Origin of the sequence: Streptomyces sp. 891-h (assembly GCF_022760275.1) — a bacterium.
GTDB classification, from domain to species: domain Bacteria; phylum Actinomycetota; class Actinomycetes; order Streptomycetales; family Streptomycetaceae; genus Streptomyces; species Streptomyces spirodelae.
This window is the reverse complement of sequence record NZ_CP050693.1, coordinates 1,650,514-1,674,416: the sequence shown is the minus strand read 5'-3', so window position 1 is coordinate 1,674,416 and position 23,903 is coordinate 1,650,514. Positions and strand designations below refer to the sequence as shown.

Genomic DNA, 23,903 nt, shown 5'->3' with positions numbered 1-23,903 from the left:
AGGGGCGCGGGGAACTGCGCGACAAGCCACGACGTGCCCGCAGTCCGCAACGATCGGGCAGGGGCAGCCTCGTCACGCCGCGACGGCAGAGCGCCCCCCGAAGAAAGAGCCCCCAGCGACAGCGGTATAGCGCTCCGCGACCACCCGGGCCATCTCCGGTGCTGCGCCCAGTACGGGGGCCAGGATGTCGGCGCCGGACTCGCGAGCCCCGGCCGCGATGCGGTCGGGGAGGCGGCCGGGGGCCAGGACGTAGGGGGCGACGGCCACGCGGTGGCAGCCGTCGGCGCGCAGGGCCCGTACGGCGTCCGCCGTACGGGGTTGAGCAGCGGAGGCGAACGCAGGCCGCACGGCACACCAACCGGTGGTACGCCGCCACTCCCGCGCGATTTCAGCGATCACTGCGCTCGCCTCCGGGTCGGAGGAACCGGCGGACGCCAGGACGACGCCGGTCGTGGGCGCGGCACCGGGCGTCAGCCCGGCCGCGCGCAGTCGCCGCTCCAGGGCGGCGGTCAGCAGGGGGTGCGGGCCCAGCACCTCGGCCTGCCGGACGGCCAGGTCCGGCAGCGCGGAGGTCGCCTCGGCCAGCACCGCGGGGATGTCGGTCTTGGCGTGGAAGGCCCGGGTGAGGAGCAGCGGGACGGCGACGACCTCGCGCACGCCCGCCGCGTACAGCCGTCCCAGCGCTCCGTGCACCGACGGTACGTCGAAGTCCAGGTAGCCCGCCTCCACCCGGACGCCCGGCAGCAGCCGCCGCACCCGCGCCGTGAGCGCGGTGACCGTCGCGGCGTGCCGGGGGTCGCGGCTGCCGTGCGCGACCAGCAGCAGCGCGGGCGGCCCTCCTGGAGCGGCGGGCACCCCTCCGGGAGCGGTGATCAGTGGCGCGTGGACCATCAGCGCAGCAGCCCCCGGTGGCGGAGCACCCGCCGCTCCACGGGTGCGAAGATGAGCAGTTCGATACCGATGCCGACCAGCAGGATCAGCAGGATGGCACCGAGCACCAGCGGCATGTCCTGGTAGGAGCGTCCGGTCTCCAGCAGCCTGCCCAGTCCTACGCCCAGTTCCGGCGAGGTGGCGATGAGTTCGGCCGCCATCAGGGAGCGCCAGGAGAACGCCCAGCCCTGCTTGAGCCCGGAGATGTAGCCCGGCAGCGCGGCGGGCAGCAGGACGTGCCGTATGCCGCGCAGTCCGGTGGCACCGAGCACCTTTCCGGCACGCAGGTGGAGCGGGTCGATCCGGTCGACGCCCGCGACCAGCCCGTTGGCGATCGAGGGTACGGCGCCGAGGAGCACCACGGCGTAGATCGTCGCGTCCGTCAGCCCGAACCAGATGATCGCGGCGGGCACCCACGCCACCGACGGCAGGGACTGCAGCCCGGACAGGATCGGCCCGATGGCGGCGCGCACCGGCCGCACCCTGGCCACCAGGAGCCCCAGCGGCGTACCGACCAGCAGCGCAACCGCGAAGCCCAGCGCGCCGCGCGAGACGCTCTGCCAGATGACGCCGAGAATCGTGCCCTTGTACCACTCCTCGGCCAGCGCGTCCCACACCATCAGCGGGCTCGGCAGCTGGTAGTCCGGCTTCAGGTGCAGTGCGAACGCCGCCTGCCACAGGCCCAGTACGAGGACGACGGCCACCAGCGGGGGCAGCGCCTTGCGCCGCAGCAGCACCGGCAGCGGGGTGCGGTCGGTGGTGCGGGTGTCGAGCGCGTCGAGCCCCGCTTCGAGCCCCGCCAGATCGCCGCCCGCCTCCTCGGCGCTCTTCGGCCCGGCCCCGACTGCGGTCCGGGGGGCGGCTGTCCGTTCGGCGGCTGTCTGTGCGGCGGCGGTCTCGCCGGTCGCGGTCCGCGCGGCCGCGGACGACCCCTCGGCGGTCGTGACCGCCGACCCCTCGGCGGTCGTGACCGCGTTCCCGGTGTGCCGGGTGCCCTCGGCACCCTCGGTCTGCGGCTGTGTCTCAGTGCTGGCCATGACGGCGGATCTCCCCCCGGAGCTGTTCGGTGATCTCGACGGACAGCCCGGCCACGTCCGCGTCCTCGATCCGGCGCGGGTGCGGAATGCCGACCTCCCACTCGCGGGCGATCCGCCCGGGCCGGGAGGAGAGCAGCACCACGCGCTGGGCCAGGCGGACGGCCTCCCGGACGTTGTGCGTGACGAACAGGACGGCGACGTTCGTCTCCGACCAGATGCGGGTCAGTTCCTCGTGCAGGACGTCCCGGGTGATGGCGTCCAGTGCCGCGAACGGCTCGTCCATCAGCAGCAGCTTGCTGTCCTGGGCCAGCGCGCGGGCGAGCGCCACGCGCTGCCGCATCCCGCCGGACAGCTCGTGCACCCGCTTGCGGTACGCGCCCTTGAGCCGTACGAGCTCCAGCAGCCGCTCGGCCTCGGCCGGGCGGTCCGCCTTGGGCATGCCGCGCAGCTTGAGGGCCAGTTCGATGTTCTTGCCCGCGGTCAGCCAGGGGAACAGCGCGTGCTCCTGGAACATCAGCGCCGGGCGGCCGCCGGGCACCTCCACGGTGCCCGAGGTGGGGGTGTCGAGTCCGGCCACGAGGTTGAGCAGGGTGCTCTTGCCGCAGCCCGAGGCGCCCAGCAGCGTGACGAACTCGCCGTCGGCGACATCGAGGGTGATGTCGTCCAGCACATGCTGCTTGCCGAACGTCTTGGAGACACCCGCGATACGGGTGGCGGCGCGGATGGGCGTGGTGACGGTCACCGGTTCACCTCCTGTAGTGGTCATGGGCTCTCGTCCCGGCCCAGCCCGGCATCGGTCACAGCGGGGCGGCCCTCGCTTCTGAGGACCCGGTTCAGCGGGTCGAGGTCGTAGATCCCCGCCAGGTCCGCGTTCTCCAGCAGACCCACCGAGGCCGCGTGGTCCGCCTGTTCGCGCAGCGTCGCGGCCAGCGGGTCGTCCGTGACGTCGATCCGGGCGAACGCCGCGTCGAGCACCTTGTCCGGCAGCCGCTTGCCCGCGTCCCGCTGGAGCGCGTCGTTGATGTACTTCTTGGCCGGTTCGGGGTGCTTGCGGATCCACGCGTTGGTCTTGACGGAGCCGCGCAGCACCGCCTGGACCGCGTCCGGGTGCTCGTCGAGGAAGTCCTGGCGCACCACCAGGTTGGTGGTGACGAACTTTCCGCCCTTCCACAGCTTCTTCTCGTCCAGCAGGGTCTTTCCGCCCTCGCTCCGGAGCTTGGAGGCGGTCGGCTCGGGCACCCATGCGCCGTCGACGCCGCCCTGCTGGAAGGTGGTGGGGATCTCCTTGTTGTCCTGCCGCAGTACCGAGGTCTCACCCTCGCCCGTCTCGGGGTCGACCTCGATGCCCTTGCCCTTGAGGTAGTGCAGCAGGGCGACGTCCTGGGTGTTGCCCAGCTGCGGGGTGGCGATCTTCTTGCCCTTGAGGTCCGCGAGCGACGTGACCTTCTTCGGGTCCACGACGAGCGAGACCCCGCCGGAGGTCGCGCCCCCGACGATGCGCAGGTTCCTGCCCTTGGACTTGACGTATCCGTTGACGGAGGGCGAGGGGCCCACCCAGGCCATGTCCACGGCCTTGGCGTTGAGCGCCTCGATCGCGGAGGGGCCCGCGTTGAAGACCTGGGTCCTGAGCCTGGTGCCGCCCAGCTCCTTCGGGATCAGGCCGCCGGAGCGCAGCCCGACCAGGGGCGTGGCGTGGGTGACGTTGGGGAAGTAGCCGACCTTCACCTCGTCGAGCCCGTCGACCTTCTTGCCGCCCACGGGCTTCGGGTCGCCGCTCTCCACGGCCTTGGAGCCGTAGCCGCAGCCGGCGGCGGCCAGCAGCACCGGAAGAGCCACCAGGGCGGTGAGGGCACGCCGAGCGTGGCGTGACCTCACAGGGCGGACAGGGGGCATGGGAGGGGTCCTCTCGGGAGCGGAAGGGGGCGCGGACGGGAAGGGCGTACGGACGCACGCTCGTCACCGCCGGCATCGCCCCACTCCGCCCTGGCCGCTGCCGCGTGCGCCGCTGCCGATGCGGCCACCGGTCTGGTCGAAGGTCGAGAAGACCTCTCCTGGGATGCCCATGGGCCTAGAAGTCCCAGCCGTCGTCTTCGGGCGCCTCGGCTGCCGCCACCTGTGCGCCGGCGAACGCCTCACCGGCCATGCCGGCCGTCAGCGTGGAGCCGTCGGCGGGGTCGATCAGCAGGAAGGAGCCGGTGCGCCGGGAGCTCGCGTACGGGTCGACGGGCAGCGCCTCGGCGGTGCGCAGCACGACGCGGCCGATGTCGTTGGCGGCCAGCTCGCCGGGCGCCGGGTGGTGCGAGAGGTCGGCCAGGGTCAGCCGGGTGGGGATCTCCTTGACGATGGCCTTGACGGTGCGGGTGGTGTGCTTGAGCAGCACCCGGTCGCCGGGCTTGAGCGGCCTGTCGTGCAGATGGCAGACGGTCGCGGTCAGGTCCTGGCTGGGCCGCAGCGTCGCCTCCGCGGGTGCGATCAGGTCACCGCGCGAGATGTCCAGGTCGTCGGCGAGCCGGATGGTGACCGACTGCGGCGCCCAGGCGACGTCCACCGACTGGCCCAGCGCGTCGATCGCCTCGATGGTGCTGGAGCGGCCCGACGGGTGCACGGTGACGCGGTCGCCGACGCGCAGCACTCCGGAGGCCAACTGGCCTGCGTAGCCCCGGTAGTCGGGGTGGTCGGGGGTCTGCGGTCGGATGACGTACTGGACGGGGAAGCGCGCCGGGTCGTCGGTCGGGTCGTGGGTGACCGGGACCGTCTCCAGGTGCTCCAGCACGGTCGGCCCGCTGTACCAGTCCATGTGCGCGGAGGGGGTGACCACATTGTCGCCCTCCAGCGCGGAGATCGGGATGGCGGTCACCTCGGGCACGCCCAGCGAGGTGGCGTAGCCGGAGAACTCGTCCGCGATCGTGGCGAAGACGTCCTCGGCGTAGTCCACCAGGTCCATCTTGTTGACGGCCAGCACCACGTGCGGGACGCGCAGCAGCGCGGCCACGGCGGCGTGCCGACGGGTCTGCTCGACCACCCCGTTGCGGGCGTCCACCAGCACGACGGCCAGTTCGGCGGTGGAGGCGCCGGTGACCATGTTCCGGGTGTACTGCACATGCCCCGGGGTGTCCGCGAGGATGAACCGCCGCCTGGGCGTGGCGAAGTAGCGGTACGCCACATCGATGGTGATGCCCTGCTCGCGCTCGGCGCGCAGTCCGTCGGTGAGAAGCGCCAGGTCGGGTGCCTCCTGGCCGCGCGCCTGCGAGGCCCGTGAGACGGCCTCCAGCTGGTCGGTCAGCACCGACTTGGAGTCGTGCAGCAGGCGGCCCACCAGGGTGGACTTGCCGTCGTCGACGCTTCCGGCGGTGGCGAACCGCAGCAGCGAGGTGGCCGCCAGCGCTTCGGCGGCGAGGGCTGTGTCGGCTGTGGTGCTCATCGTCTAGAAGTAGCCTTCCCGCTTGCGGTCTTCCATCGCGGCCTCGGAGAGCTTGTCGTCGGCGCGGGTGGCGCCGCGCTCGGTCAGCCGGGAGGCGGCGATCTCGGCGATCACCTTCTCCACGGTGTCCGCGTCCGAGTCGACGGCGCCGGTGCAGGACATGTCGCCGACGGTGCGGTAGCGCACCAGGCGCTTCTCGACCCGCTCGCCGTCCTTGGGGCCGCCCCACTCGCCGGGTGCCAGCCACATCCCGGAGCGGGAGAAGACCTCCCGCTCGTGCGCGTAGTAGATCGAGGGGAGTTCGATCTTCTCCCGCGCGATGTACTGCCACACATCCAGCTCGGTCCAGTTGGAGAGCGGGAAGACCCGCACATGCTCGCCGGGGGCGTGCCGGCCGTTGTAGAGCTGCCACAGCTCGGGGCGCTGCCGGCGCGGGTCCCAGCCGCCGAACTCGTCCCGCAGCGAGAAGACCCGCTCCTTGGCGCGCGCCTTCTCCTCGTCCCGGCGCCCGCCGCCGAAGACCGCGTCGAAGCGGTGCTCGTTGATGGCCTCCAGGAGCGGCAGCGTCTGCAGCGGGTTGCGGGTCCCGTCGGGCCGCTCGCGCAGCGTGCCGTTGTCGATGTACTGCTGCACCGAGGCGACGTACAGCCGCAGCCCGTGCTCGGCCACCGTCTCGTCCCGGAAGCGCAGCACCTCGGGGAAGTTGTGCCCGGTGTCCACGTGCAGCAGCCCGAAGGGCAGCGGCGCAGGGGCGAACGCCTTCAGCGCCAGGTGCAGCATGACGATGGAGTCCTTGCCGCCGGAGAAGAGGATCACCGGGCGCTCGAACTCGCCCGCGACCTCGCGGAAGATGTGCACCGCCTCCGACTCCAGCGCGTCCAGGTGGGTCAGCGCGAAGGGGTTGTCGGTCTCCTCCGGTGCGGTCACCGCCGTGGTCATAGCAGTCCCCTCTCCTTCAGCAAGGTGTGCAGCGCCGTGGCGGATTCGGCCACGTCGCGCCCGTGTGTCTCGAGGCGCAGATCCGGGTCGGCCGGCTCCTCGTAGGGGTCGTCGACACCCGTCAGCCCACTCAGTTCACCGGCGGCCTGCTTCGCGTAGAGGCCCTTCACATCGCGCTGTGAGCACACCTCGACCGGCGTGGCCACATGGATCTCCAGATACGGCGTGCCCTCGGCCATATGGCGCTTGCGCACCGCCTCCCGGCTGTCCGCGTACGGGGCGATGACCGGTACCAGCACGATCACCCCGTGCGAGGCCAGCAGCTCGGAGACGAAGCCGATGCGCTGCACATTGGTGTCCCGGTCGGTACGGGAGAAGCCGAGGCCCGCGGAGAGGAAGGTGCGGATCTCGTCGCCGTCCAGGACCTCGGTCCGGCGTCCCTCGCCGCGCAGCTGCTCGGCGAGGGCAGTGGCGATCGTCGTCTTGCCCGCACTCGGCAGGCCGGTCAGCCACACGGTGGCGCCGCGTGCCTCGCTCATCGGTCTCCCCTGGTCGAATTGCCGCCGGTTGGCACAGTTCTGCCCGTCATGTGTGCAGCCCGCACTCGGTCTTGCCGCTACCGGCCCAGCGCCCGGCGCGTACGTCCTCACCCGCCAGCACGCGGCGGGTGCAGGGGGCGCAGCCGATGGAGGCGTAGCCGTCGGACAGCAGCGGGTTGGTCAGTACGCCGTGCTCGGCGATGTAGCCCTCCACGTCCTGCTGGGTCCAGCGGGCGATGGGGGAGACCTTGACCTTCTGCCGCTTCTCGTCCCAGCCGACCACCGGGGTGTTCGCCCGGGTCGGGGACTCCTCGCGGCGCAGCCCCGTGGCCCATGCGTCGTACCCGCGCAGCCCCTCCTCCAGCGGCTGCACCTTGCGCATCGCGCAGCACAGGTCGGGGTCGCGGTCGTGCAGCCTGGGGCCGTACTCGGCGTCCTGCTCGGCGACCGTCCGGCGGGGCGTGAGGGTGATGACCTCCACGTCCATCACGGCCTCGACGGCGTCCCGGGTGCCGATGGTCTCCGGGAAGTGGTAGCCGGTGTCCAGGAAGACCACGCGTACGCCCGGGAAGACACGGGAGGCCAGGTGGGCGACCACGGCGTCCTCCATGGAGGAGGTGACGCAGAACCGGTGTCCGAAGGTCTCGGCGGCCCAGCGCAGCACCTCGAGCGCGTCGGCCTCCTCGAAGTCCCGGCCCGCCTGCTCGGCCAGCGACCGCAGCTCTTCGGGAGAGCGCTGCTCCGTTATGTGCGCGGTGCTCATGAGGTGGGGTCCTCTCCGTCGGAGTGTGCCGACCGCAGCCCGGAGGCCAGCAGCCCGAGGAACTTCAGCCGGAACGCCCGGTTGCAGGCGACGCACTCCCACGCCCCGGGGCCTTCCTCACTGGGGCGCAGATCCTCGTCACCGCAGTACGGGCAGTAGAACGGCGCGGCCCTCTCACTCATTTGAGATCACTCTCAGCCGCGCGCGCCGCCCACTGGGCGAACCGTTCGCCGTCCTCGCGCTGCGCCTGGAAGGCGCGCAGCACACGTTCGATGTAGTCGGGAAGCTCTTCGGCGGTCACCTTCAGCCCGCGCACCTTGCGGCCGAAGCCGGGCTCCATGCCCAGCGAGCCGCCGAGGTGCACCTGGTAGCCCTCGACCTGGTTCCCCGAGGCGTCGGTGACCAGCTGGCCCTTGAGTCCGATGTCCGCGACCTGGATACGGGCGCAGGAGTTCGGGCAGCCGTTGAGGTTGATGGTGACGGGCTGGTCGAAGTCGGGGAGCCTGCGCTCCAGTTCGTCGATCAGCCAGGACCCGCGGCCCTTGGTCTCCACGATGGCCAGCTTGCAGAACTCGATGCCCGTGCACGCCATCGTGCCGCGCCGGAAGACGGACGGCCGGGTCGTCAGGTCGAGCGCCTCCAGGCCCTCGCGCAGCGACTCCACCTGGTCCTGCTCTACGTCGAGCACCAGCATCTTCTGCTCGACGGTGGTGCGCACCCGCCCGGAACCGTGTGCCTCCGCCAGATCGGCGATCTTGCTGAGCGTCGTACCGTCGACCCGGCCCACCCGCGGCGCGAAGCCGACGTAGTAGCGGCCGTCCTTCTGCTCGTGCACGCCGATGTGGTCGCGCCACTGCTGGGCCGGCTGCTCGGGAGCCGGGCCGTCGGTCATCTTGCGGCCCAGGTACTCGTCCTCCAGCACCTGCCGGAACTTGACCGGCCCCCAGTCGGCGACCAGGAACTTCAGCCGGGCGCGGTTGCGCAGCCGCCGGTAGCCGTAGTCGCGGAAGATGCCGGTGACGCCCTCGTGGACGTCGGCGACCTCCTCGACCGGCACCCAGGCGCCCAGCCGGACGCCGAGCTTGGGGTTGGTCGAGAGAGCGCCGCCGACCCACACGTCGAATCCGGGGCCGTGCTCGGGGTGCACCACGCCGACGAACGCCACGTCGTTGATCTCGTGGGCGACGTCCAGCAGCGGCGAGCCGGAGACGGCCGTCTTGAACTTGCGGGGCAGGTTCGAGTACGCGGGATTGCCGACGACGCGGCGGTTGATCTCCTCGATGGCCGGGGTGCCGTCGATGATCTCGTCGGCCGCGATACCGGCGACGGGGGAGCCGAGGATGACGCGCGGGGTGTCGCCGCAGGCCTCGGTCGTGGACAGCCCCACGCCCTCCAGCCGGCGCCAGATCTCCGGCATGTCCTCGATGCGGATCCAGTGGAACTGCACGTTCTGCCGGTCGGTGATGTCGGCGGTGCCGCGGGCGAACTCCTGCGAGATGTCCCCGATGACCCGCAGCTGCTCGGTGGTCAGCCGCCCGCCGTCGATGCGGACGCGCAGCATGAAGAACTCGTCGTCCAGCTCCTCCGGCTCCAGTACGGCGGTCTTGCCGCCGCTGATGCCCGGCTTGCGCTGGGTGTAGAGGCCCCACCAGCGCATCCGGCCGCGCAGGTCGGCACCGTCGATGGACTCGAAACCGCGATGAGCGTAGATCGTCTCAATTCGTGTCCGCACGTTGAGACCGTCGTCGTCCTTCTTGGTCTGCTCGTTGCCGTTGAGCGGCGTGAAGTGACCAGCGGCCCACTGCCCTTCGCCGCGGTGGCGTCCCGCCTTGCGGCGGGCGGGGGCTGGAGGCACCCCCTGCTCGGAGAGCTTGGGGGAGGGGCGCTCGGAGGTGTCGGCCATGGCGGGAGATCCTTCGGGCAGGGGGCGCGGGCACACGTCGGGCGGGTGCGGTCGGGGCGCGCCGGGCGGGTCCGTCTCACGGGGAGCGGCTCGAGGGCCCGTGCGCAGGGGTTTCGGCACCGGTCCCGGGCGGCTCGCCCGCGACGGTGAGGGCGGCGGCTGCGGTTCGGCGGTACCTGGTCGGCGTCGGAGGACGTCAGGAGGGGGGTGTCAGAACGGCGGTGCTGTGACTGTCAGCTCGCCGGACAGATGGCGCTGGACACGCGAACGAGGTCGACGTGACGTCGACTCACCAAGGCGATTCCAGCGCGAGACATGACGGAAGCCTCGCACGCGCGTCTGACCTCAGTCCACTGCCGTCCGCATGGCGGACAGAAGTCGCTCGCATGATGAGAAGCCCTCTTGTGTTGCCGCGGTCGGCGTCCCGCCGTGAGGGGCTTGTGGCGTCTTCCGTGTGCGGCAGGGTGCCGGGCTGAGCGCGCCGTTCCCCGCGCCCCTTCGGGGCGCAGTTCCCCGGGCCCCGTAAGGGGCGCGGGGAACTGCGCGACAAGCCACGACGTGAGCGGCAGCCCGCCACGACCGGCAGAGGCACCCCCTCACGCACCCGGCCAGGGGCCCGGCGGGGCTACCCGTGGCTGCTGCCCAGTTTCCGTGCGGTACACACGGAACCCGCGCCGCTCATAGTTGGCCCGCGCGTGGCGACCGTCCAGAGAACAGGTGTGCAGCCAGACGAGTCCGGTCGCCGGGTGGCCCTCCCAGCGGTCGGCGAGGTCCCAGGCGCGGGCGACCCCGACCGAGAGCAGGTGGCCACCGATGCCCCGCCCCCGGAAGGCCGGCAGCAGCCCGAAATAGCTGACCTCCACCGTGCCCGCCTCCGCGGCGCCGTCCAGCTCGATGAAACCGGCCGGGGTGCCCCGCACATAGGCGACCCACGTCTCGACCCCCGGGCGCTCCAGGAAGCGCCGCCACTGCTCGTACGGCCACGGCAGCCGGTCGATCCAGGTGTTGTCCGCGCCGACGGAGGCGTACAGGAACCGGCTGAACTCCGGGCTGGGCACCTCGGCGCGGTGGACGGTGACCCCGGCGGACGGATCCGGTACCCGGGCGGGTGTCAGTTGCCCGGGGGCTGTCTGCTCCAGATACCAGGTGGTCACGGTCACGGTGTCGCTCATGACGCCACCCAACCATGCCCCCTCAGCGGAGCATCCGCAGCCCCCGGACGCGGTTGATCGCCGCGGCGGTCTCGAACCGCCGGGGTACGGCGAAATCCTCGTCCCGAATACTGAGAAGCGGCCCCGTCGCGCCGTCTGCGAGCAGCTCGTCCAGCTGGTCCAGCGCCTGCGCCAGCGTGCGCTGCCCGTCCAGCAGTCCGCGCCGCACCATCAGCTCCAGCGCCAGGCCGATTCCGGTGACCTGGCGCGGGTCGGCGATCTGCTCGACGGCGCGCAGGTCCACCTCGTGGTCGCCGAAGGAGAGCACGTCCTCGCCCCGCGCCCGGATCCGGGGCCGCCCGCGCACCTCGGCGTCGAGCGACGAGGGGTCGGGCACCCGCGCCACCACGCCGGGGAACGACTCGGCCTCGGCGTGCCGCCCGGTGGGCACCGCCGCGATCTCGCGCGCCCGCTCGGTGACGTCCGAGGGGCGGTAGGCGTCCATCATCACGACGCGGTCGGCGACCTCCAGATAGTCCCCGGAGCCGCCCATCACCAGCACCGTCGAGACGCCGTGGTCGCGGTGGAGCGAGCGGATGGTGTCCACCAGCGGGGTCAGCGGCTCGCGGTCCTTGGCGACCAGCGCCTGCATCCGGGCGTCCCGGATCATCAGGTTCGTCGCGGCGGTGTCCTCGTCGATCAGCAGCACCCGCGCACCGGCCTCCACGGCCTCGCACAGCGAAGCGGCCTGCGAAGTGGAGCCCGAGGCGTTCTGGGTGGAGAAGTCCGAGGTGTCCGAGCCGTCCGGCAGGTGGTCGACGAAGGCGTGCACATCCACCCGCTCCACGCGGCGGCCGTCCTCGGCCCGCAGCTTCACCGTCTCGCTCCGTGAGACGACCAGTTCGCGCCCGTCGCCCGGCACGTGGTCCCAGATGCCCGTCTCCAGCGCCCGCAGCAGGGTGGACTTGCCGTGGAACCCGCCGCCGACGACCAGGTTCACCCCCTCGGGGACGCCCATGCCGGTCACCGCGCCCGCGTGCGGCAGCTCGACCGTCACCCGCAGCTGTTCGGGCGAGGTGAAGGGCACCACGCCGCTGCCGGTGGCCGGCCGGTCGTCCACGCCGCTGCGGCGCGGCAGCACCGCGCCGTCGGCGACGAACCCCACCAGGCCGCGCTCTGCCAGCGCCTCCCGCAGCGCCACCGAGTCCTCGACCGTCTCCACGAACCGCCGCACTTCAGCCGCGTCCAACGACGCGTAGCGCAGCGCCTGTTCGGCCACGCGCGGCAGCACCTGGCACAGCAGCCGCTCGGCCTCCCGCGCGTCGATCCGGCGCCCGTGTCCCGGCAGCGCGGCGCCCAGCCGCAAGGTCACCGAGCCGTCCTCGCCGCTCACGGTGCACGAGCTGCGCTCCAGCACCTCCTGGCCGCCCGCGTCCACCCGCAGCGCCTTCTCGCCGCGCACGGCCGCCGCCGCCTGCCGCGCCAGATACGAGGACAGCGCGCGGCGCCGGGTCGCGGTCCGCCACAGCTCGGGCGGCAGCGCGGCGAGCCGGTCCGGCACATGGAGGGCGACCCTGGCGGGCGGCGCGTACGGGTCGGACTGGCCGCGCACCAGCTCCAGCAGCAGGCCGCCGGGCATCTCCCAGCGTCCGACCAGGCCCTTGTAGCGCCCGTACTGCGCACCCTCCAGCGTCCGCAGCTGCGCCGCCAGCCCGGTACGGACAGCGCGCGGCCGGTGCTCGTCGTAGCCGGAGCGGCCGGGGTGCTCGCGCGGCGGGCCGCCGTGCCCGCGCGGCCGGTGCCCGCCGCGCGGTCCTCCGTGGCCGCCCCTCGAGTAGGGCCGCCCGCCGCCACGCCGCTGCCCGCCGGCTCCAGAGGACTGCTCCCGCACGCCGCTCGCCTGCCTTTCCGTCGTTGGTCGGGTGTTGCGCGGAACCCGACGATACGGGGCCGAACCGACAGCTGTGCAACGCAGTCCCGGCCGGGCCGAGGCGGTCCGGCCGCTGTGGCGCGGCCCCGGGCCCGTGCTGCTGCCCGGGTCCCCAGAAGGGGTCAAATTCCAGTACACTCCGTCTTCTTGGGGAAAACCCCCATATTCTCTCGTTCCGTGGGGTCGCCGCAGGCGAGCCGACCTCGCCCCGGCCGACCACCGTGGCGACCACGAGAGAGGGGGCACCATGTCCGCGCTGCGCTGGGCGGCCGCCCTCGGCAACGCCGACTGGCACCTGGCCGCGCCCCTGCTCGCCGCTCTCGCCACGGCCTGGCACACGGACATCGCCACCGTCACCACCGGGCTGGCCGCCTACTCCCTCGGCCAAGGGCTCGCCCTGCCCCTGTGGGGCTGGTTCGCGGACCGCTACGGACCCGGCCGCAGCCTGCGCACCGGGCTGCTGGTGGCGGCGGCCGCCTCCGTCGGCTCGGCCCTGTGCCCGGGTCCGGCCTGGTGGATCGCGCTGCGTACGGCCGCGGGCGCCGGCTTCGCCACCGTCACCCCCTCCGTCTCCCTCTGCTACGAGTCGCTCAGCCCGGCCCAGGCCAGACAGCGCGCGTTCGCCACCCTCACCACCGTGACGGCGGCGAGCGCGATCGCCTCTCCCGTACTCGCCGACACCGTGCTGCGCTGCGGTTCCTGGCGGCCCGCGTTCGCCGTCATCGCCGTACTGACCGCGGTCACCGTCTGCCGCATCCGTGCGGCCACCCGCCCCCTGCCCGGCCCGCTGCCCGACCCTCCAAAGGTGGCCCGCGCGGCCCAGGACCCGCCCCGCGCCGGAGCGCGTGGGGCCCGCGCCGCGTACTGCACCGTGCTCGGTCTCGGCGCGGCCGAGGGCACCGTCATGCTCGGGCTGCCCGCTCTCCTCGCCCCCGCGCTGGCCACCGCGGGAAGCCGGACCTCGACCACCGCCGTGCTGGTCACCTACGCCCTCGGTGTCCTCACCAGCACCTTCGTACTGCGCCGGCACGCACGGGTATGGGGGCCCAGGAGGCTGCTGGCCACCGGTGGCTCGATGGGCGTCACGGGTGCGCTGCTGGCCGCTGTGGTGCCGGGCACGGCGGTCCTGATGCTGTGCGCCGCGCTGCTGGGCACCGCCTGGAGCTACCTCCACACCACGCTGCAGACCTGGCTGCCCCGGCTGCTGCCGCCCCCGGCCCGGGCCCGCGCCGCCTCCCTCTTCTCCGCCTCGGCCATACTGGCCAGCTCCGCCGCGGTGGCGCTCACCAGCTCACTGCTGCAGGACGGCCGGCACGCCACCGTCTTCGCCGCCGGCGGCATCCTGTGCGCGGCCCTCACCTGCTGGACGCTGCTGGTGGCCCGCCGCTGGGGGTGACGGCCCCGCGCCGGTGCGGCTCAGCCCGGGTCGCCGCCGTCCGGCAGCGGCGCGCCCGACGGCATACCGGCGGCGACGTAGGCGTCGTAGCGGGCCTGCCAGTCGCTGGCCGAGCCCGCCGCGTGCGGGCCGGACGGGCTCCCGCCGTTCAGCAGTTCGGACAGCTCGTCCAGGCACACGTCCCAGCCGGCCGCGTTGCGCGCTGCCGCCTCGCGGTCCTCGAGTACGTCGGTCAGGGCGAGCACACACCCCTCGCCGCGGCGGCCGAGCTCGAAGAGGAGTTCGTCGTCACCCCAGGTGTAGGCCAGACGGCGCGGCGGATCGAACTCCAGGACGGTCCCGGAGTGGTCCTCCGCGTACGGGTCACCCGCGAAGTCGACGCGTCCGCCCACCATCGGCTCGATGTGCACGGTGGGCGAGGGGAACCACGCCGCCATCCGGTCCGGTTCCGTCAGCGCGCGCCACACCTCTTCCGCGCTCACGGCGAACGGGCGCTCCAGCCGTACGGCGGGCAGGCCGTCCCGCTCCACCAGAATCCCCAGCTCCATACTCATCTCACGCACCGCCTCCGCCTGGCCGGGCCGCCCCGGGCGCCGGGCGCGACCGTCCCGCCGAGTCTCCCGCCGCGGCCCGGCGCCCGCGCCCGGGGCGGGTCCGTACGGGGGAGCCGGGACTCTTCCCGATCACCCCGCACCGGGCCCGGCCGCTCGCTAGGCTCCCGGTATGTCAGCAACCTGGGAACCCGGGGCACCGGGGGTGCTGCGCCTGCCGTCCGGTCGGCTCGTCCGTGGGCGGGGGCTGAGTCGGCCCCTGCCGTCAGGCCCCGCACCGCACTTCGGCCTGTACCTGCTGAGCCGCCCACCGGCCGGCATCGACTGGGAGTCCCGCTGGCTGCGCTGGCCCGACTTCCGCCTGCCGAGCGACCGCGCCGAGGCCCGCGAGGCCCTGGGCCAGGTGTGGGAGCGCGCCGGGACCGAGCGGGTCGAGGTCGCCTGCGGCGGCGGTCAGGGGCGTACGGGCACGGCGCTGGCCTGCCTCGCGGTGCTCGACGGCGTCCCGCCGGACGAGGCGGTCGGGTATGTCCGTGAGCACTACTCGCGCCGCGCGGTCGAGACCCCGTGGCAGCGCCGGTATGTGACACGCTTCGGGTAGGCGCGGCACCAATCCGCGGTCTGCGATCCGCAGCCGGGGCGCCCCCCCCCATCGGCTTCAGCCGCCCCGGCGCCGCGCCGCGTCCACGCGGGCCGTCAAGCGCGCATGGTGGGCGCCCGGCCAGTACAGGCGCCCACATGAGGCACAGCGCGTGAACGTGTCGTACGTGCGCCGGGTGCCGGGTGGAAGCTGATCGGCGATCTCCTCCTTGGCGACGGCTGCCAGCGAGCCGTTGCACGCCGGGCAGCGCGTCCAGGGGGCGAGCGGGGGATCGAACCGTTCCAGTACGTCGGTGGTCTGCTCGTCGGCCCGGCTGCCGCGCACGAAAGCGCCCAGCCACAGGGTCCGCCTGCGCAGCAGCCCCCGGTCCTGGGTCAGCAGGACGCGCCGCTCGGCATTGGCCTGCTCCACCAGCTGAGGGTCGTGCGCGTCGTTGCGGTAGGCGGTGTCCACGCCCAGCAGCCGCAGGCGCCTGGCCAGTGACCCCAGGTGGACGTCGAGGACGAAGCGCGGCGGCGAGGGCGCGGACGGCGGGAGCGGCTGCGGACGGTGCACCGGAACCAGCGTGATGTGGGCGCCGTCCGCCGGCCGGTGGGAGTCGGCGACGGGCTCGCCGTCGGCCCGCAGCCCGGCCACCTCCGTCAGCGGCACACCCAGCGACTGCACGACGTGCCCCAGCGAGGACGTCCCGTCGTACGGGCAGTGCACGCCCTCCGGCTCCCCGGCCCGGCGGCGCAGCCGCGTGGGAAGGAAGAAGCGCAGCTCGTCGGGTACGTGGACGTGGAGCCGGAGCCGCTCGCCCGCAGCCGGGCGGTGCTCCGGTCCCGTCACCGGTCCCGGCCCCGCGAGAGGGCGGTGGTGCGCACCTCGAAGGTGGCGTGCCCCTGCGGCTCCTGCTCGGTCACCCTCACGTCGTCGACGAAGGCTGCCGGTGGCCCCTCGTGCGCCCATTCCACCAGTGCGTCGACGGCGTCCGGCTCTCCCTCGAAGAGGGCTTCCACGGTGCCGTCGGGCAGGTTGCGCACCCAGCCGTGCACGCCGTGCGCCGCTGCCGTCTGCCGGCAGGTGTCCCGGAAGAACACCCCTTGGACCTGTCCCGTCACGATCACGCGCTTGGACGTCACAGCCATCAGTTCACCTCAGCCGTCGCGTGGTGGGTCCCCGCCATGGTCGTCCTCCATGGTCGCGCGAACGCCGTCGCCGGGCACACCCGCGGCCCTGTGCTGCCGCCGCTTCACCGGCTGCGCTGCCGGGCCCGGCGGGCGGGGGCCGGGGTGGGGGCCGGGGTGCTCAGATGGCCGGTGGCCAGATGGTCGAGGAGCCGCAGGAACGTCTCCCGGTCGCCGTCCGGCAGCGCCTCCAGCGCCCGTTGGTGCACCTCGTCGACGATCTGCTGGCTGCGCTCGGCCGTCCGCGCGCCCTCTTCGGTGACGGCGATGATCCGTGCCCGGCGGTCGGTGCTGGAGGGGCGGCGCTCGGCGAGCCCGGCCTTCTCCAGGGCGTCCACGGTCACGACCATCGTGGTCTTGTCCATGTCGCCGATCTCGGCGAGTTCGCTCTGACTGCACTCGCGCTCCAGCGCGTGGACGAGCACGCAGTGCATCCGCGCGGTGAGCCCGATCTCGGCGAGTGCCGCCGCCATCCGGGTGCGCAGCACATGGCTGGTGTGGTCCAGCAGGTAGGAGAGGTCCGGCTGGGTGCGGGTCGGTGGCGTCATGGCGGTCATGGGACCAGCCTACCGGCAAATTCGATCCGAAAAATATCGTCTACAACGAAACTATCTGCTACGGTCTCGCTATCTGCTCCACCGCCGCTCCACCTCCGCTTCGCTCCCCCTCGCCTCCACCCGCGTTCGCCGGGTGTGCGACCAGAGAGGCCGTCATGTCTGCCATATCGCCCAAGACCACCAAGACCACCAAGCCCGCCAAGCCCTCGAAGTCCTCGAAATCGGCGCTCACCACTCGACGTCCACGCGGTCTCGCCCTCGGCGTCATCGCTGCCGGAACGCTGATGATCATCCTGGACGGCTCCATCGTCACCGTGGCGATGCCGGCCATCCAGCGCGACCTCGACTTCAGCCCCTCGCAGCTGAGTTGGGTCGTCAACGCCTACCTCATCGCCTTCGGGAGCCTGCTGCTGCTCGCCGGCCGGCTCGGCGACCTGATCGGCCGCTGGGGGCACCCCCGGCCGGAGGTTGGGGGAGGATGTTCCTCGCCGGTACCGGCGTCTTCACCGCGGCCTCACTGCTGGCCGGGTTCGCCACCACCCCCGCCGTCCTGCTCGCCGCCCGCTTCCTGCAGGGCGTCGGCAGCGCCATGGCTGCTGCCGTGGGGCTCGGCATCCTCGTCACGCTCTACCCCGGACGCGGCGAAAGAGCCCGTGCCATAGCCGTGTTCAGCTTCACCGGCGCCGCAGGCGCCTCCATCGGCCAGGTCCTCGGCGGTGTCCTCACCGACCTGCTCAACTGGCACTGGATCTTCTTCATCAACCTGCCCATCGGTGCCGCCGTACTCGCCCTCGCCCTGCCGGCGCTGCCCTCCGACAGCGGGCTCGGACTCCGGGCCGGAGCCGACGCCTGGGGAGCGCTGCTGATCACCGTCGGCCTGATGGCCGGAATCTACGGAGTCATCAACACCACCAGCCACGGCTGGAGCTCACCGCACACCTTCCTCCCGGTGCTGCTCGGTGCGGCGCTGCTCGCCGGCTTCTTCCTCCGCCAGGCCCGTGCCCGTACGCCGCTGATGCCGCTGCGCATCCTGCGCTCGCGCACCGTCGCCGCCGCGAACGTCGTCCAGATGCTGATGGTCGCCGCGCTGTACTCCTTCCAGGTGCTGGTGGCCCTCTACCTCCAGGGCGTGCTGGGCTACGGCGCCGCGCGTACCGGTCTCGCGATGCTGCCGGCAGCGCTCGTCATCGGCGTCGTCTCGCTCGGCGTCTCGGCCCGGCTGGTCGCACGGTACGGGGAACGCGCCGTACTGCTGACCGGCCTCGGACTCCTGATCGGCGTGCTCGCGCTGCTCACCCGGCTGCCCGAGCGCGCGTACTACGGCACCGACCTGCTGCCCGTGATGCTGCTCGCGGCAGGCTTCGGACTCGCGCTTCCCGCCCTCACCGCGCTGGGCATGTCCGGCGCGAACGCACGCGACGCGGGGCTGGCCTCCGGGCTGTTCAACACCACGCAGCAGATCGGTATGGCCCTCGGCGTGGCCACGCTGTCCACCCTGGCCACCGCCCGCACCGAAGCGCTGACGGCCTCGGGCAGTTCGCGTGCCGCAGCGCTGACCGGGGGCTACCACGTGGCTTTCGCCGCCGGGACGGGGCTGCTCGTCGTGGCGCTCGCCGTCGCCTTCGTGGCACTCCGGAAGCCCGCAGCCACCGCAACCACCGCCGCCGCCACCGGCACCGCCACGGCGGAGGCGGCGCAGACATCGGCCACCGCCGAGCGGCAGCCCACGGGCTGACCTCCGCGGTCACCCCGAGGACGCCCCCCCGCAGCCGTTACGCCGCGCCCTCCGAGGCGCACCCCGTACCGCAACCCGCCCCGTGAAAGGAAACCCCCATGTCCGGCCCCGCTCCGCGCCCGCTCACCGAGTCCGAACTCCACCGTCTCCTCGCCGAGCAGCAGTTCGGCGTGCTGGCCAGTGTCCGCAAGACCGGCCATCCGCACCTGACCACGGTCCTGTACCGGTGGGACGAGTCGGCGCGCGTCCTGCGGATCTCCACCACCCGCAACCGCCTCAAGCCCCGCCACTACCGCGCCGATCCGCACGCAGCGCTCCATGTGAGCCGGGATGTGTGGACCTTCGCGGTCGCCGAGGGCGAGGCGGAGGTCTCCGCGCCCACGACGGTGCCCGGCGACGCCGTCGGCCGCGAACTCGCCGCCATGGCCGGGGGATTCGCCTCAGCCGCTGACGAGGCGGCGTTCCTCGCCGAGGCGGTCGAGGAGGAGCGTGTCGTCCTCCGTATCCACGTCTCGCGGCTGTACGGCACGACCCTCGACATCGGCGAGGCCGGCTGACCGCGGCTCCGCCCCCTCAGGCGTGCGGCCGGAGCCTCGGTTCCGGCCGCACGCGAAGGATGATCACGGGCCGTCCAGCAGGCCGGCGAGCTTGCCGCGGCTGCGTTCGAGCGCGTCGATCCGCTCCTCCATGGCTGACAGCTCACCGTTGAGGATCTCGCGCAGTTCCGCGCACCAGTGGAGGACAGGCTGCTCACCCCGGGCACACGGCAGCACCGTACGGATCACCTCGGTGGACAGACCCGCCCGCAGCAGCGCACGGATCTGCCGCACCACCACGACGCTGTCCTCGTCGTAGCGGCGGTAGCCGTTCGGCCCGCGGGTGGCTGTCAGCAGCCCCTGCGCCTCGTAGTAGCGCAGCAGTCGGCTGCTGACTCCGGTACGCCGGGACAACTCCCCGATCAGCATCTGAGCCGTGACCTGCCTTCCGCGGTTGACCTTCGCACTGATGTCAGGCCCTAACGTCCCCGGCGTGAACACACATTCCAACCGCGCCGACGAGCAGCGCCCTGAGAAGTCCCGGCCCGCCGCTCCCACCCTGTACACCGCGCAGCTCGACGGCCGCCCGGCAACGGCGGAAGAGCTCGCCCCGCTGGCCTTCGCCGGTTACGCGCACTTCACCGCGGTGCAGGTGCGGGACGGCCGGATGAGGGGGCTCGATCTCCACCTGGCACGGCTGCGGTCCGCCTCGGTGGAGCTGTTCGGCCGGGCGCTGCCGGACGACCGGGTGCGGTCGCATCTGCGGACGGCGCTGGAGGGCGGCCCGGCCGATGTCTCCCTGACGGCGACCGTGTACTCGACGGCGGGCGAGTTCACCGCAGCCGGTGACCAGGCCGGGCTCTCCCTGCTGGTGCGGACAGGACCGCCCGCGTCCGGCCCGGCGGGTCCGCTCGCGCTCGGCACGGTCGCGTACGAACGGCCGCTCGCGACGGTGAAACACGTCGGAGAGGTGGCCAAGACCTACTACCTCAGGCAGGCGGTGGGGGAGGGGTTCGACGACGCCGCATTCGTCGACGGGCGGGGGCGGCTCAGCGAGGGAACGATCTGGAACCTCGCCTTCTGGGACGGTGAAACCGTGCTGTGGCCCCGGGCCGGAATGCTGGGCGGGACCATGATGGGCGTGGTCCGCCGGCAACTGACGCGCCTCGGCGTACCCCAGCGGGACCGCGAGATCACCCTCGCCGACCTGTCCGCGCTCGCCGGAGCCGCCGTGCTGAACTCCTGGACGCCGGGCGTGGCGGTGCACCGTATCGGTCCCGAACCCGTTCCCCCGGCACCGGCGTTCCTCGACCTGCTGCACCGCGCCCACCGGGCCGAACCCCTCACCTCACCCTGAGAGCGGGCGGCGGCGCCGGTAGACGACGCTGGGGCGGAGCGGGCCCGGCGGAACGGTGGGGTCCTCGAAGTCGTCGGCGGGGTCGTGGGTCATCCCCAGGCGGCGCATCACCGCCTGGGAGGGGAGATTGGTCGCCGTGGTGATCGCCACGATCTCCGGCAGCCCCAGGGACTCGAAGCCGAACTCCAGCGCCGCCCGGCCCGCTTCGGTCGCATAGCCGTGGCCCCACGCCGAGCGTGCCAGCCGCCAGCCCGCCTCCACCCCGGTGACCGGAAGCTCCTCCTCCACCGGGTCCAGCCCGGCGAACCCGACGAACTGTCCGGTCGGCCGCACCTCGACCGCCCACCAGCCCCAGCCCCGCGCTTCCAGATCCCCCTGGAACCGCGCGACGGACGCGTCACTCTCCGCCCGGCTGAGCACTCCGGGGAAGTGCTCCCGCACCTGAGGGTCGGCGTTCAACGCCGCCCACGGCCCGAGATCACTCTCCCGCCATTCGCGGAGCAGCAGGCGTTCGGTTCGCAGCATTTTCACAGTGCGAAGCTAACGGCCCGCAGGAGGGAGCGCGACGGAATAACCGCGACGGAACAATGCGGCCCCGCCGGTCAGCCGCGCAGCCGCTCCCGCAGCTCTTCCACGTCGGTCAGGAACCAGGTCTGCTGCCCGCGGTTGCACTCCCGTACGAAGTCACGGAGCGACGAACTGGCCTCGAGTTGCCGGGAGATGTCGCCGACGACCGCGAGGCGCAGCCCGTACTGGACGAACTTCTGGACGACGTCCCCGGCCAGCCGGGTGCGCAGTCGGAAGAACGCCTCGTCCAGCCGGGAAGCCGGGATCACCGCCCATTCGGCGCCCTGGTACGAGGTGTTGCCGATGACATCGAGGGCATCGCTCTCGCTGCCGATGGTCTCGCCGTCGGCGTCCCATATCAGGACGGTGACACCGTTGATCGTCTCCAGGCCGCTGCTGCTCATGGCCGTCAAGGCTAGAGCGGTCGACGGGCGAGGGCGACCGGGTTTCGGCGGCGGCGCGCTCAGCCCGCCGCCGGTTCCCGCACCGGTCCGTGACCCTGTTCCGTGTCGTCACGGCTTCCGTGCGGGTGGTGGCCAGGCGTACGCCGGCCACCTGGGGCTTCGTGCCGGTGGTGGTCGCAGCGGGCCGCGTGCGGCACCTGGGTGAACGCTCCGTCCGTGTGCTCCACCAGCAGCCGTCTGCCGTGCGCCAGCACAGCGCCTGGCTCAAGGCCGGTCAGACTCGCGGCGGTGTGGACGGCGCTGAGGCTGGCGAGGTCGTGCACGATCCCGATGCTGAACAGGGACCGGGTCTCTGCGATGGCCTCGTGGTCGCCCGCCCGGATGACGACGCGCAGTTGGTCGGCGACGGCCCGTGCGGCGACGGCCACCGAGATGTTGTCCAGGTCGTCGGAGGCGACGGCGGCCATGGCCTGGGCCCGGTGGAGGCCGAGCTTGCGCAGTACGAACCGGTCCTTGGCGTCCGCGACGACGACGGGCACCCCGAGTGCCTTCGCCAGCCGCAGGTTGGGCGCCGCCGGGTCGCGTTCCACCGCGATCACCCCCAGGCCGAGCCCCTGCAGGCGGGTGCACAGCCGCAGCCCGACCTGGCCGAGCCCGACCACCACCACATGGCCGGAGCGGGGCATCGCCCTGGGGCCCACCATGCCGATGGAGCGGGGGGCCAGCAGCCGGTCGACCATCCCGGCGGTGAAGACGGCGGTGAAGACGATGGTGGCCAGCATGGCGAGGCCGGCGAACACCAGGTAGCCCGGCGAGCCGTGCGCGGCCGCCGGGCCCACGGTGGCCAGCGTCCGCGCGGCTTCGAAGAAAGCGTCCACCGGCGGCCGGTGGTTGAGGGCCACCGACCATGTCCAGTCGGCCAGCAGCACGGCGAACAGCCCGGCCAGACCGGAGAGCATGATCCGCGAGCTGCCGTCGTGCGGTCGCAGCTGCCCCCTGATCTTGCCCAGCCGTGCCCGGTATCTGAGCGGGCGCGGCGGCCGGTACGGTTCGAGCCGTACCGTGTCCTCCTCCCAGCGGGCGCCGATGTGTCCCGAGGCCGTCCGGTCGAGGGCCAGCAGATCGGGCTGGAGACAGGCGGCCAGCAGGACGGGGGCCGCGACCTCGGCAGGTGAGGTGACCCGGCAGTTGGGCACCGTGGTCTCGAGTTGGTCAGCGACCGTCCGGTCGAAGATCGTCACCACCAGATGTACTCCGGGGCGGATGTGTTCGACGGCCAGCGCATAGCGCAGGGACTCGGCGTCGTCGTCGAAGAGCACCGCGACGCCCGCCACCTCCCGGATGCGGCCCGAGTGCCGGCTCTCGTCGGGCCCGGAGCCCACGGCCCGGTGCAGCGCCGCGTCCGTGGGATAGGCCAGATGGCACACGCTGTGCCCGGCCGCCTGCAGATGGCCGCAGACCCTCCGCGCCGCATCGTCGCCGATCACGACGTAGTGCTTCCGCTGTGTCCGGTCGACGGGGCGTTCGCCGGAAGCCTCAGACGGCGAAGGCACAGTCATCGGACCGGTAGGGGTCGCAGTCGAGGCAACGGAGGCTCCGGCAGCCGTCGCACCTGGTGAGCAATCGGCCGCAGTGGCACCTGGGGCCGCTCGTGTCAGTGGGTTCCGTTTCCGTTGCCGGGCGCCCGCTTGCGGCGCTCATGAACGCTCCAATCAGGGAGTTCGGAAAAAGGTGAGCGGGAGGGCGGGGGCCACAAAGGGGCCTGCTCCCGCACACGGTGGTCGGCCTGGATGCTCGGCCGAGCGGACCGGGCGTACGTGGCTCCTTGGCCGCCCGGCCCGCCTCGCTGCTCCGGACGTCGCGGCTGCGCTCCAGGATTCCGGCGTGCGCAGCGAGCGCGAGCAGCGCGGACGGAAAAACTCCCACCGTCCGTGGCGGACCGGGCCGGCCGGCGGAGAAACCGGGGGTCACCCGGCGCGAATCTCGCGCACCCCGACGGTAGGGGTGGCACCTCCCCCGCACTATGTACAGATGTCACACCTCTGCGGCCCGGGCTTGGACAGATGCTCAAGGGGCGCCCCCCCCGTGCGGGGCCGGTGACCGCGGGCAGCGGTGGCCGGTCACTGCTGTCGGGGGGGGGCCGGTCAGGGCTTGCGCGGGGCCCACTCGTAGGCGCCGCCGCCCCGCCAGTCGATGAGGGAGGCGTCGTCCAGCCGGATGTGTTCGCGGTCCATACCGGCGTCTTCGAGCAGGTTCAGCAGTTCCATGACGTTGTGCGCCGTGCCGAGGATCCGGTCACGGGCCACGACGCGTCGGCCGCCCTCGGCGTCGGGCGGGTGCACGGTGACGGGTGCCGCCATGGGTCCACGGTGCGGTCGCGAGGCGCCGTCCGCATCTCGGGGGCAGTAGACACTGTC

At 72.7% G+C, this 23,903-nt stretch carries 25 protein-coding genes and 1 pseudogene; 5 read left to right on the top strand and 21 right to left on the bottom strand.

Translation table 11 applies throughout. The features are described from left to right. Window positions 1–72: 72 nt before the first annotated feature. From HC362_RS07070 to HC362_RS07010, 12 genes are all read right to left on the bottom strand, one after another. Window positions 73–891: a sirohydrochlorin chelatase gene (locus HC362_RS07070; protein WP_243083069.1), complete on the bottom strand. Its 819-nt coding sequence runs from the start codon at window positions 889–891 to the stop codon at window positions 73–75. Beyond that, a complete protein-coding gene (locus tag HC362_RS07065; RefSeq protein WP_243083068.1) occupies window positions 891–1,967 on the bottom strand; it encodes an ABC transporter permease in 1,077 nt (358 codons plus the stop codon). Before HC362_RS07065 ends, HC362_RS07070 begins: the two co-directional genes overlap by 1 nt. Next, complete coding sequence (locus tag HC362_RS07060; RefSeq protein ID WP_243083067.1) at window positions 1,954–2,733, bottom strand: ABC transporter ATP-binding protein; 780 nt, start codon at window positions 2,731–2,733, stop codon at window positions 1,954–1,956. Before HC362_RS07060 ends, HC362_RS07065 begins: the two co-directional genes overlap by 14 nt. Continuing rightward, window positions 2,730–3,860 (bottom strand): ABC transporter substrate-binding protein, encoded by a 1,131-nt coding sequence (locus tag HC362_RS07055; RefSeq protein WP_243083066.1) that lies wholly within the window; start codon window positions 3,858–3,860, stop codon window positions 2,730–2,732. Before HC362_RS07055 ends, HC362_RS07060 begins: the two co-directional genes overlap by 4 nt. A 175-nt stretch (window positions 3,861–4,035) precedes the next feature. After that, window positions 4,036–5,388: a GTP-binding protein gene (locus tag HC362_RS07045; protein ID WP_243083064.1), complete on the bottom strand. Its 1,353-nt coding sequence runs from the start codon at window positions 5,386–5,388 to the stop codon at window positions 4,036–4,038. 3 nt (window positions 5,389–5,391) lie between these two features. Then, window positions 5,392–6,327, bottom strand: coding sequence for a sulfate adenylyltransferase subunit CysD (cysD, locus tag HC362_RS07040; protein ID WP_243083063.1), 936 nt, complete (start codon window positions 6,325–6,327; stop codon window positions 5,392–5,394). Continuing rightward, a complete protein-coding gene (gene cysC, locus HC362_RS07035) occupies window positions 6,324–6,866 on the bottom strand; it encodes an adenylyl-sulfate kinase (protein WP_243083062.1) in 543 nt (180 codons plus the stop codon). The genes cysD and cysC overlap by 4 nt, the downstream gene beginning before the upstream one ends. A gap of 46 nt (window positions 6,867–6,912) precedes the next feature. Further along, on the bottom strand, window positions 6,913–7,629 hold the full coding sequence (locus HC362_RS07030) for a phosphoadenylyl-sulfate reductase (protein ID WP_243083061.1): 717 nt from the start codon (window positions 7,627–7,629) through the stop codon (window positions 6,913–6,915). Next, window positions 7,626–7,811 carry a hypothetical protein gene (locus HC362_RS07025; protein ID WP_243083060.1) on the bottom strand — a complete coding sequence of 62 codons (186 nt, stop codon included), beginning with the start codon at window positions 7,809–7,811 and terminating at the stop codon, window positions 7,626–7,628. Before HC362_RS07025 ends, HC362_RS07030 begins: the two co-directional genes overlap by 4 nt. Then, on the bottom strand, window positions 7,808–9,532 hold the full coding sequence (locus HC362_RS07020) for a nitrite/sulfite reductase (RefSeq protein ID WP_243083059.1): 1,725 nt from the start codon (window positions 9,530–9,532) through the stop codon (window positions 7,808–7,810). Before HC362_RS07020 ends, HC362_RS07025 begins: the two co-directional genes overlap by 4 nt. A gap of 596 nt (window positions 9,533–10,128) precedes the next feature. Beyond that, the gene (locus HC362_RS07015) at window positions 10,129–10,704 is read right to left on the bottom strand and encodes a GNAT family N-acetyltransferase (RefSeq protein WP_243083058.1); all 576 of its coding nucleotides are present in this window, start codon (window positions 10,702–10,704) and stop codon (window positions 10,129–10,131) included. Window positions 10,705–10,726: 22 nt separating this feature from the next. Further along, the gene (locus tag HC362_RS07010; protein WP_243083057.1) at window positions 10,727–12,574 is read right to left on the bottom strand and encodes an ABC-ATPase domain-containing protein; all 1,848 of its coding nucleotides are present in this window, start codon (window positions 12,572–12,574) and stop codon (window positions 10,727–10,729) included. Between the two features lie 286 nt (window positions 12,575–12,860). Between HC362_RS07010 and HC362_RS07005 the strand changes: the two genes are divergently transcribed. After that, entirely contained in the window at window positions 12,861–14,009 is a 1,149-nt protein-coding gene (locus HC362_RS07005; RefSeq protein WP_243083056.1) for an MFS transporter, read from the top strand. 20 nt (window positions 14,010–14,029) lie between these two features. Here the strand turns inward: HC362_RS07005 and HC362_RS07000 are convergent, their stop codons facing one another. After that, window positions 14,030–14,563 carry an SRPBCC family protein gene (locus HC362_RS07000; RefSeq protein ID WP_243088404.1) on the bottom strand — a complete coding sequence of 178 codons (534 nt, stop codon included), beginning with the start codon at window positions 14,561–14,563 and terminating at the stop codon, window positions 14,030–14,032. Between the two features lie 169 nt (window positions 14,564–14,732). On the opposite strand from HC362_RS07000, the gene HC362_RS06995 reads away from it, so the two are divergent. Then, complete coding sequence (locus tag HC362_RS06995) at window positions 14,733–15,161, top strand: protein phosphatase (RefSeq protein ID WP_243083055.1); 429 nt, start codon at window positions 14,733–14,735, stop codon at window positions 15,159–15,161. Between the two features lie 57 nt (window positions 15,162–15,218). On the opposite strand, the gene HC362_RS06990 is transcribed toward HC362_RS06995, so the two are convergent. The 3 genes from HC362_RS06990 to HC362_RS06980 form a co-directional block, all read right to left on the bottom strand. Next, window positions 15,219–15,992: a Mut7-C ubiquitin/RNAse domain-containing protein gene (locus HC362_RS06990; protein WP_243083054.1), complete on the bottom strand. Its 774-nt coding sequence runs from the start codon at window positions 15,990–15,992 to the stop codon at window positions 15,219–15,221. Beyond that, a complete protein-coding gene (locus HC362_RS06985; RefSeq protein WP_243083053.1) occupies window positions 15,989–16,291 on the bottom strand; it encodes an acylphosphatase in 303 nt (100 codons plus the stop codon). Before HC362_RS06985 ends, HC362_RS06990 begins: the two co-directional genes overlap by 4 nt. 104 nt (window positions 16,292–16,395) lie before the next feature. Next, window positions 16,396–16,887 (bottom strand): MarR family winged helix-turn-helix transcriptional regulator, encoded by a 492-nt coding sequence (locus HC362_RS06980; protein WP_243083052.1) that lies wholly within the window; start codon window positions 16,885–16,887, stop codon window positions 16,396–16,398. Between the two features lie 284 nt (window positions 16,888–17,171). Here HC362_RS06980 and HC362_RS06975 point away from each other — a divergent pair. Together HC362_RS06975 and HC362_RS06970 are read left to right on the top strand one after the other, a co-directional pair. Further along, a pseudogene (locus HC362_RS06975) lies at window positions 17,172–18,622 on the top strand (MFS transporter). 98 nt (window positions 18,623–18,720) lie between these two features. Continuing rightward, the gene (locus tag HC362_RS06970) at window positions 18,721–19,179 is read left to right on the top strand and encodes a TIGR03618 family F420-dependent PPOX class oxidoreductase (RefSeq protein ID WP_243083051.1); all 459 of its coding nucleotides are present in this window, start codon (window positions 18,721–18,723) and stop codon (window positions 19,177–19,179) included. 63 nt (window positions 19,180–19,242) lie between these two features. Here the strand turns inward: HC362_RS06970 and HC362_RS06965 are convergent, their stop codons facing one another. Beyond that, complete coding sequence (locus tag HC362_RS06965; protein WP_243083050.1) at window positions 19,243–19,587, bottom strand: MerR family transcriptional regulator; 345 nt, start codon at window positions 19,585–19,587, stop codon at window positions 19,243–19,245. 130 nt (window positions 19,588–19,717) lie between these two features. Between HC362_RS06965 and HC362_RS06960 the strand changes: the two genes are divergently transcribed. Then, on the top strand, window positions 19,718–20,515 hold the full coding sequence (locus tag HC362_RS06960) for an aminotransferase class IV family protein (protein ID WP_243088403.1): 798 nt from the start codon (window positions 19,718–19,720) through the stop codon (window positions 20,513–20,515). On the opposite strand, the gene HC362_RS06955 is transcribed toward HC362_RS06960, so the two are convergent. From HC362_RS06955 to HC362_RS06940, 4 genes are all read right to left on the bottom strand, one after another. Then, window positions 20,507–21,046, bottom strand: a complete 540-nt coding sequence (locus HC362_RS06955) for a GNAT family N-acetyltransferase (protein WP_243083049.1) — start codon at window positions 21,044–21,046, stop codon at window positions 20,507–20,509. The two genes, HC362_RS06960 and HC362_RS06955, sit on opposite strands and share 9 nt — an antisense overlap. A gap of 71 nt (window positions 21,047–21,117) precedes the next feature. Beyond that, window positions 21,118–21,486 carry a DUF4180 domain-containing protein gene (locus tag HC362_RS06950; protein WP_243083048.1) on the bottom strand — a complete coding sequence of 123 codons (369 nt, stop codon included), beginning with the start codon at window positions 21,484–21,486 and terminating at the stop codon, window positions 21,118–21,120. 59 nt (window positions 21,487–21,545) lie between these two features. After that, window positions 21,546–22,973 (bottom strand): NAD-binding protein, encoded by a 1,428-nt coding sequence (locus HC362_RS06945; RefSeq protein WP_243083047.1) that lies wholly within the window; start codon window positions 22,971–22,973, stop codon window positions 21,546–21,548. A gap of 657 nt (window positions 22,974–23,630) precedes the next feature. Next, on the bottom strand, window positions 23,631–23,846 hold the full coding sequence (locus tag HC362_RS06940; RefSeq protein WP_209264226.1) for a hypothetical protein: 216 nt from the start codon (window positions 23,844–23,846) through the stop codon (window positions 23,631–23,633). Window positions 23,847–23,903: the final 57 nt, after the last annotated feature.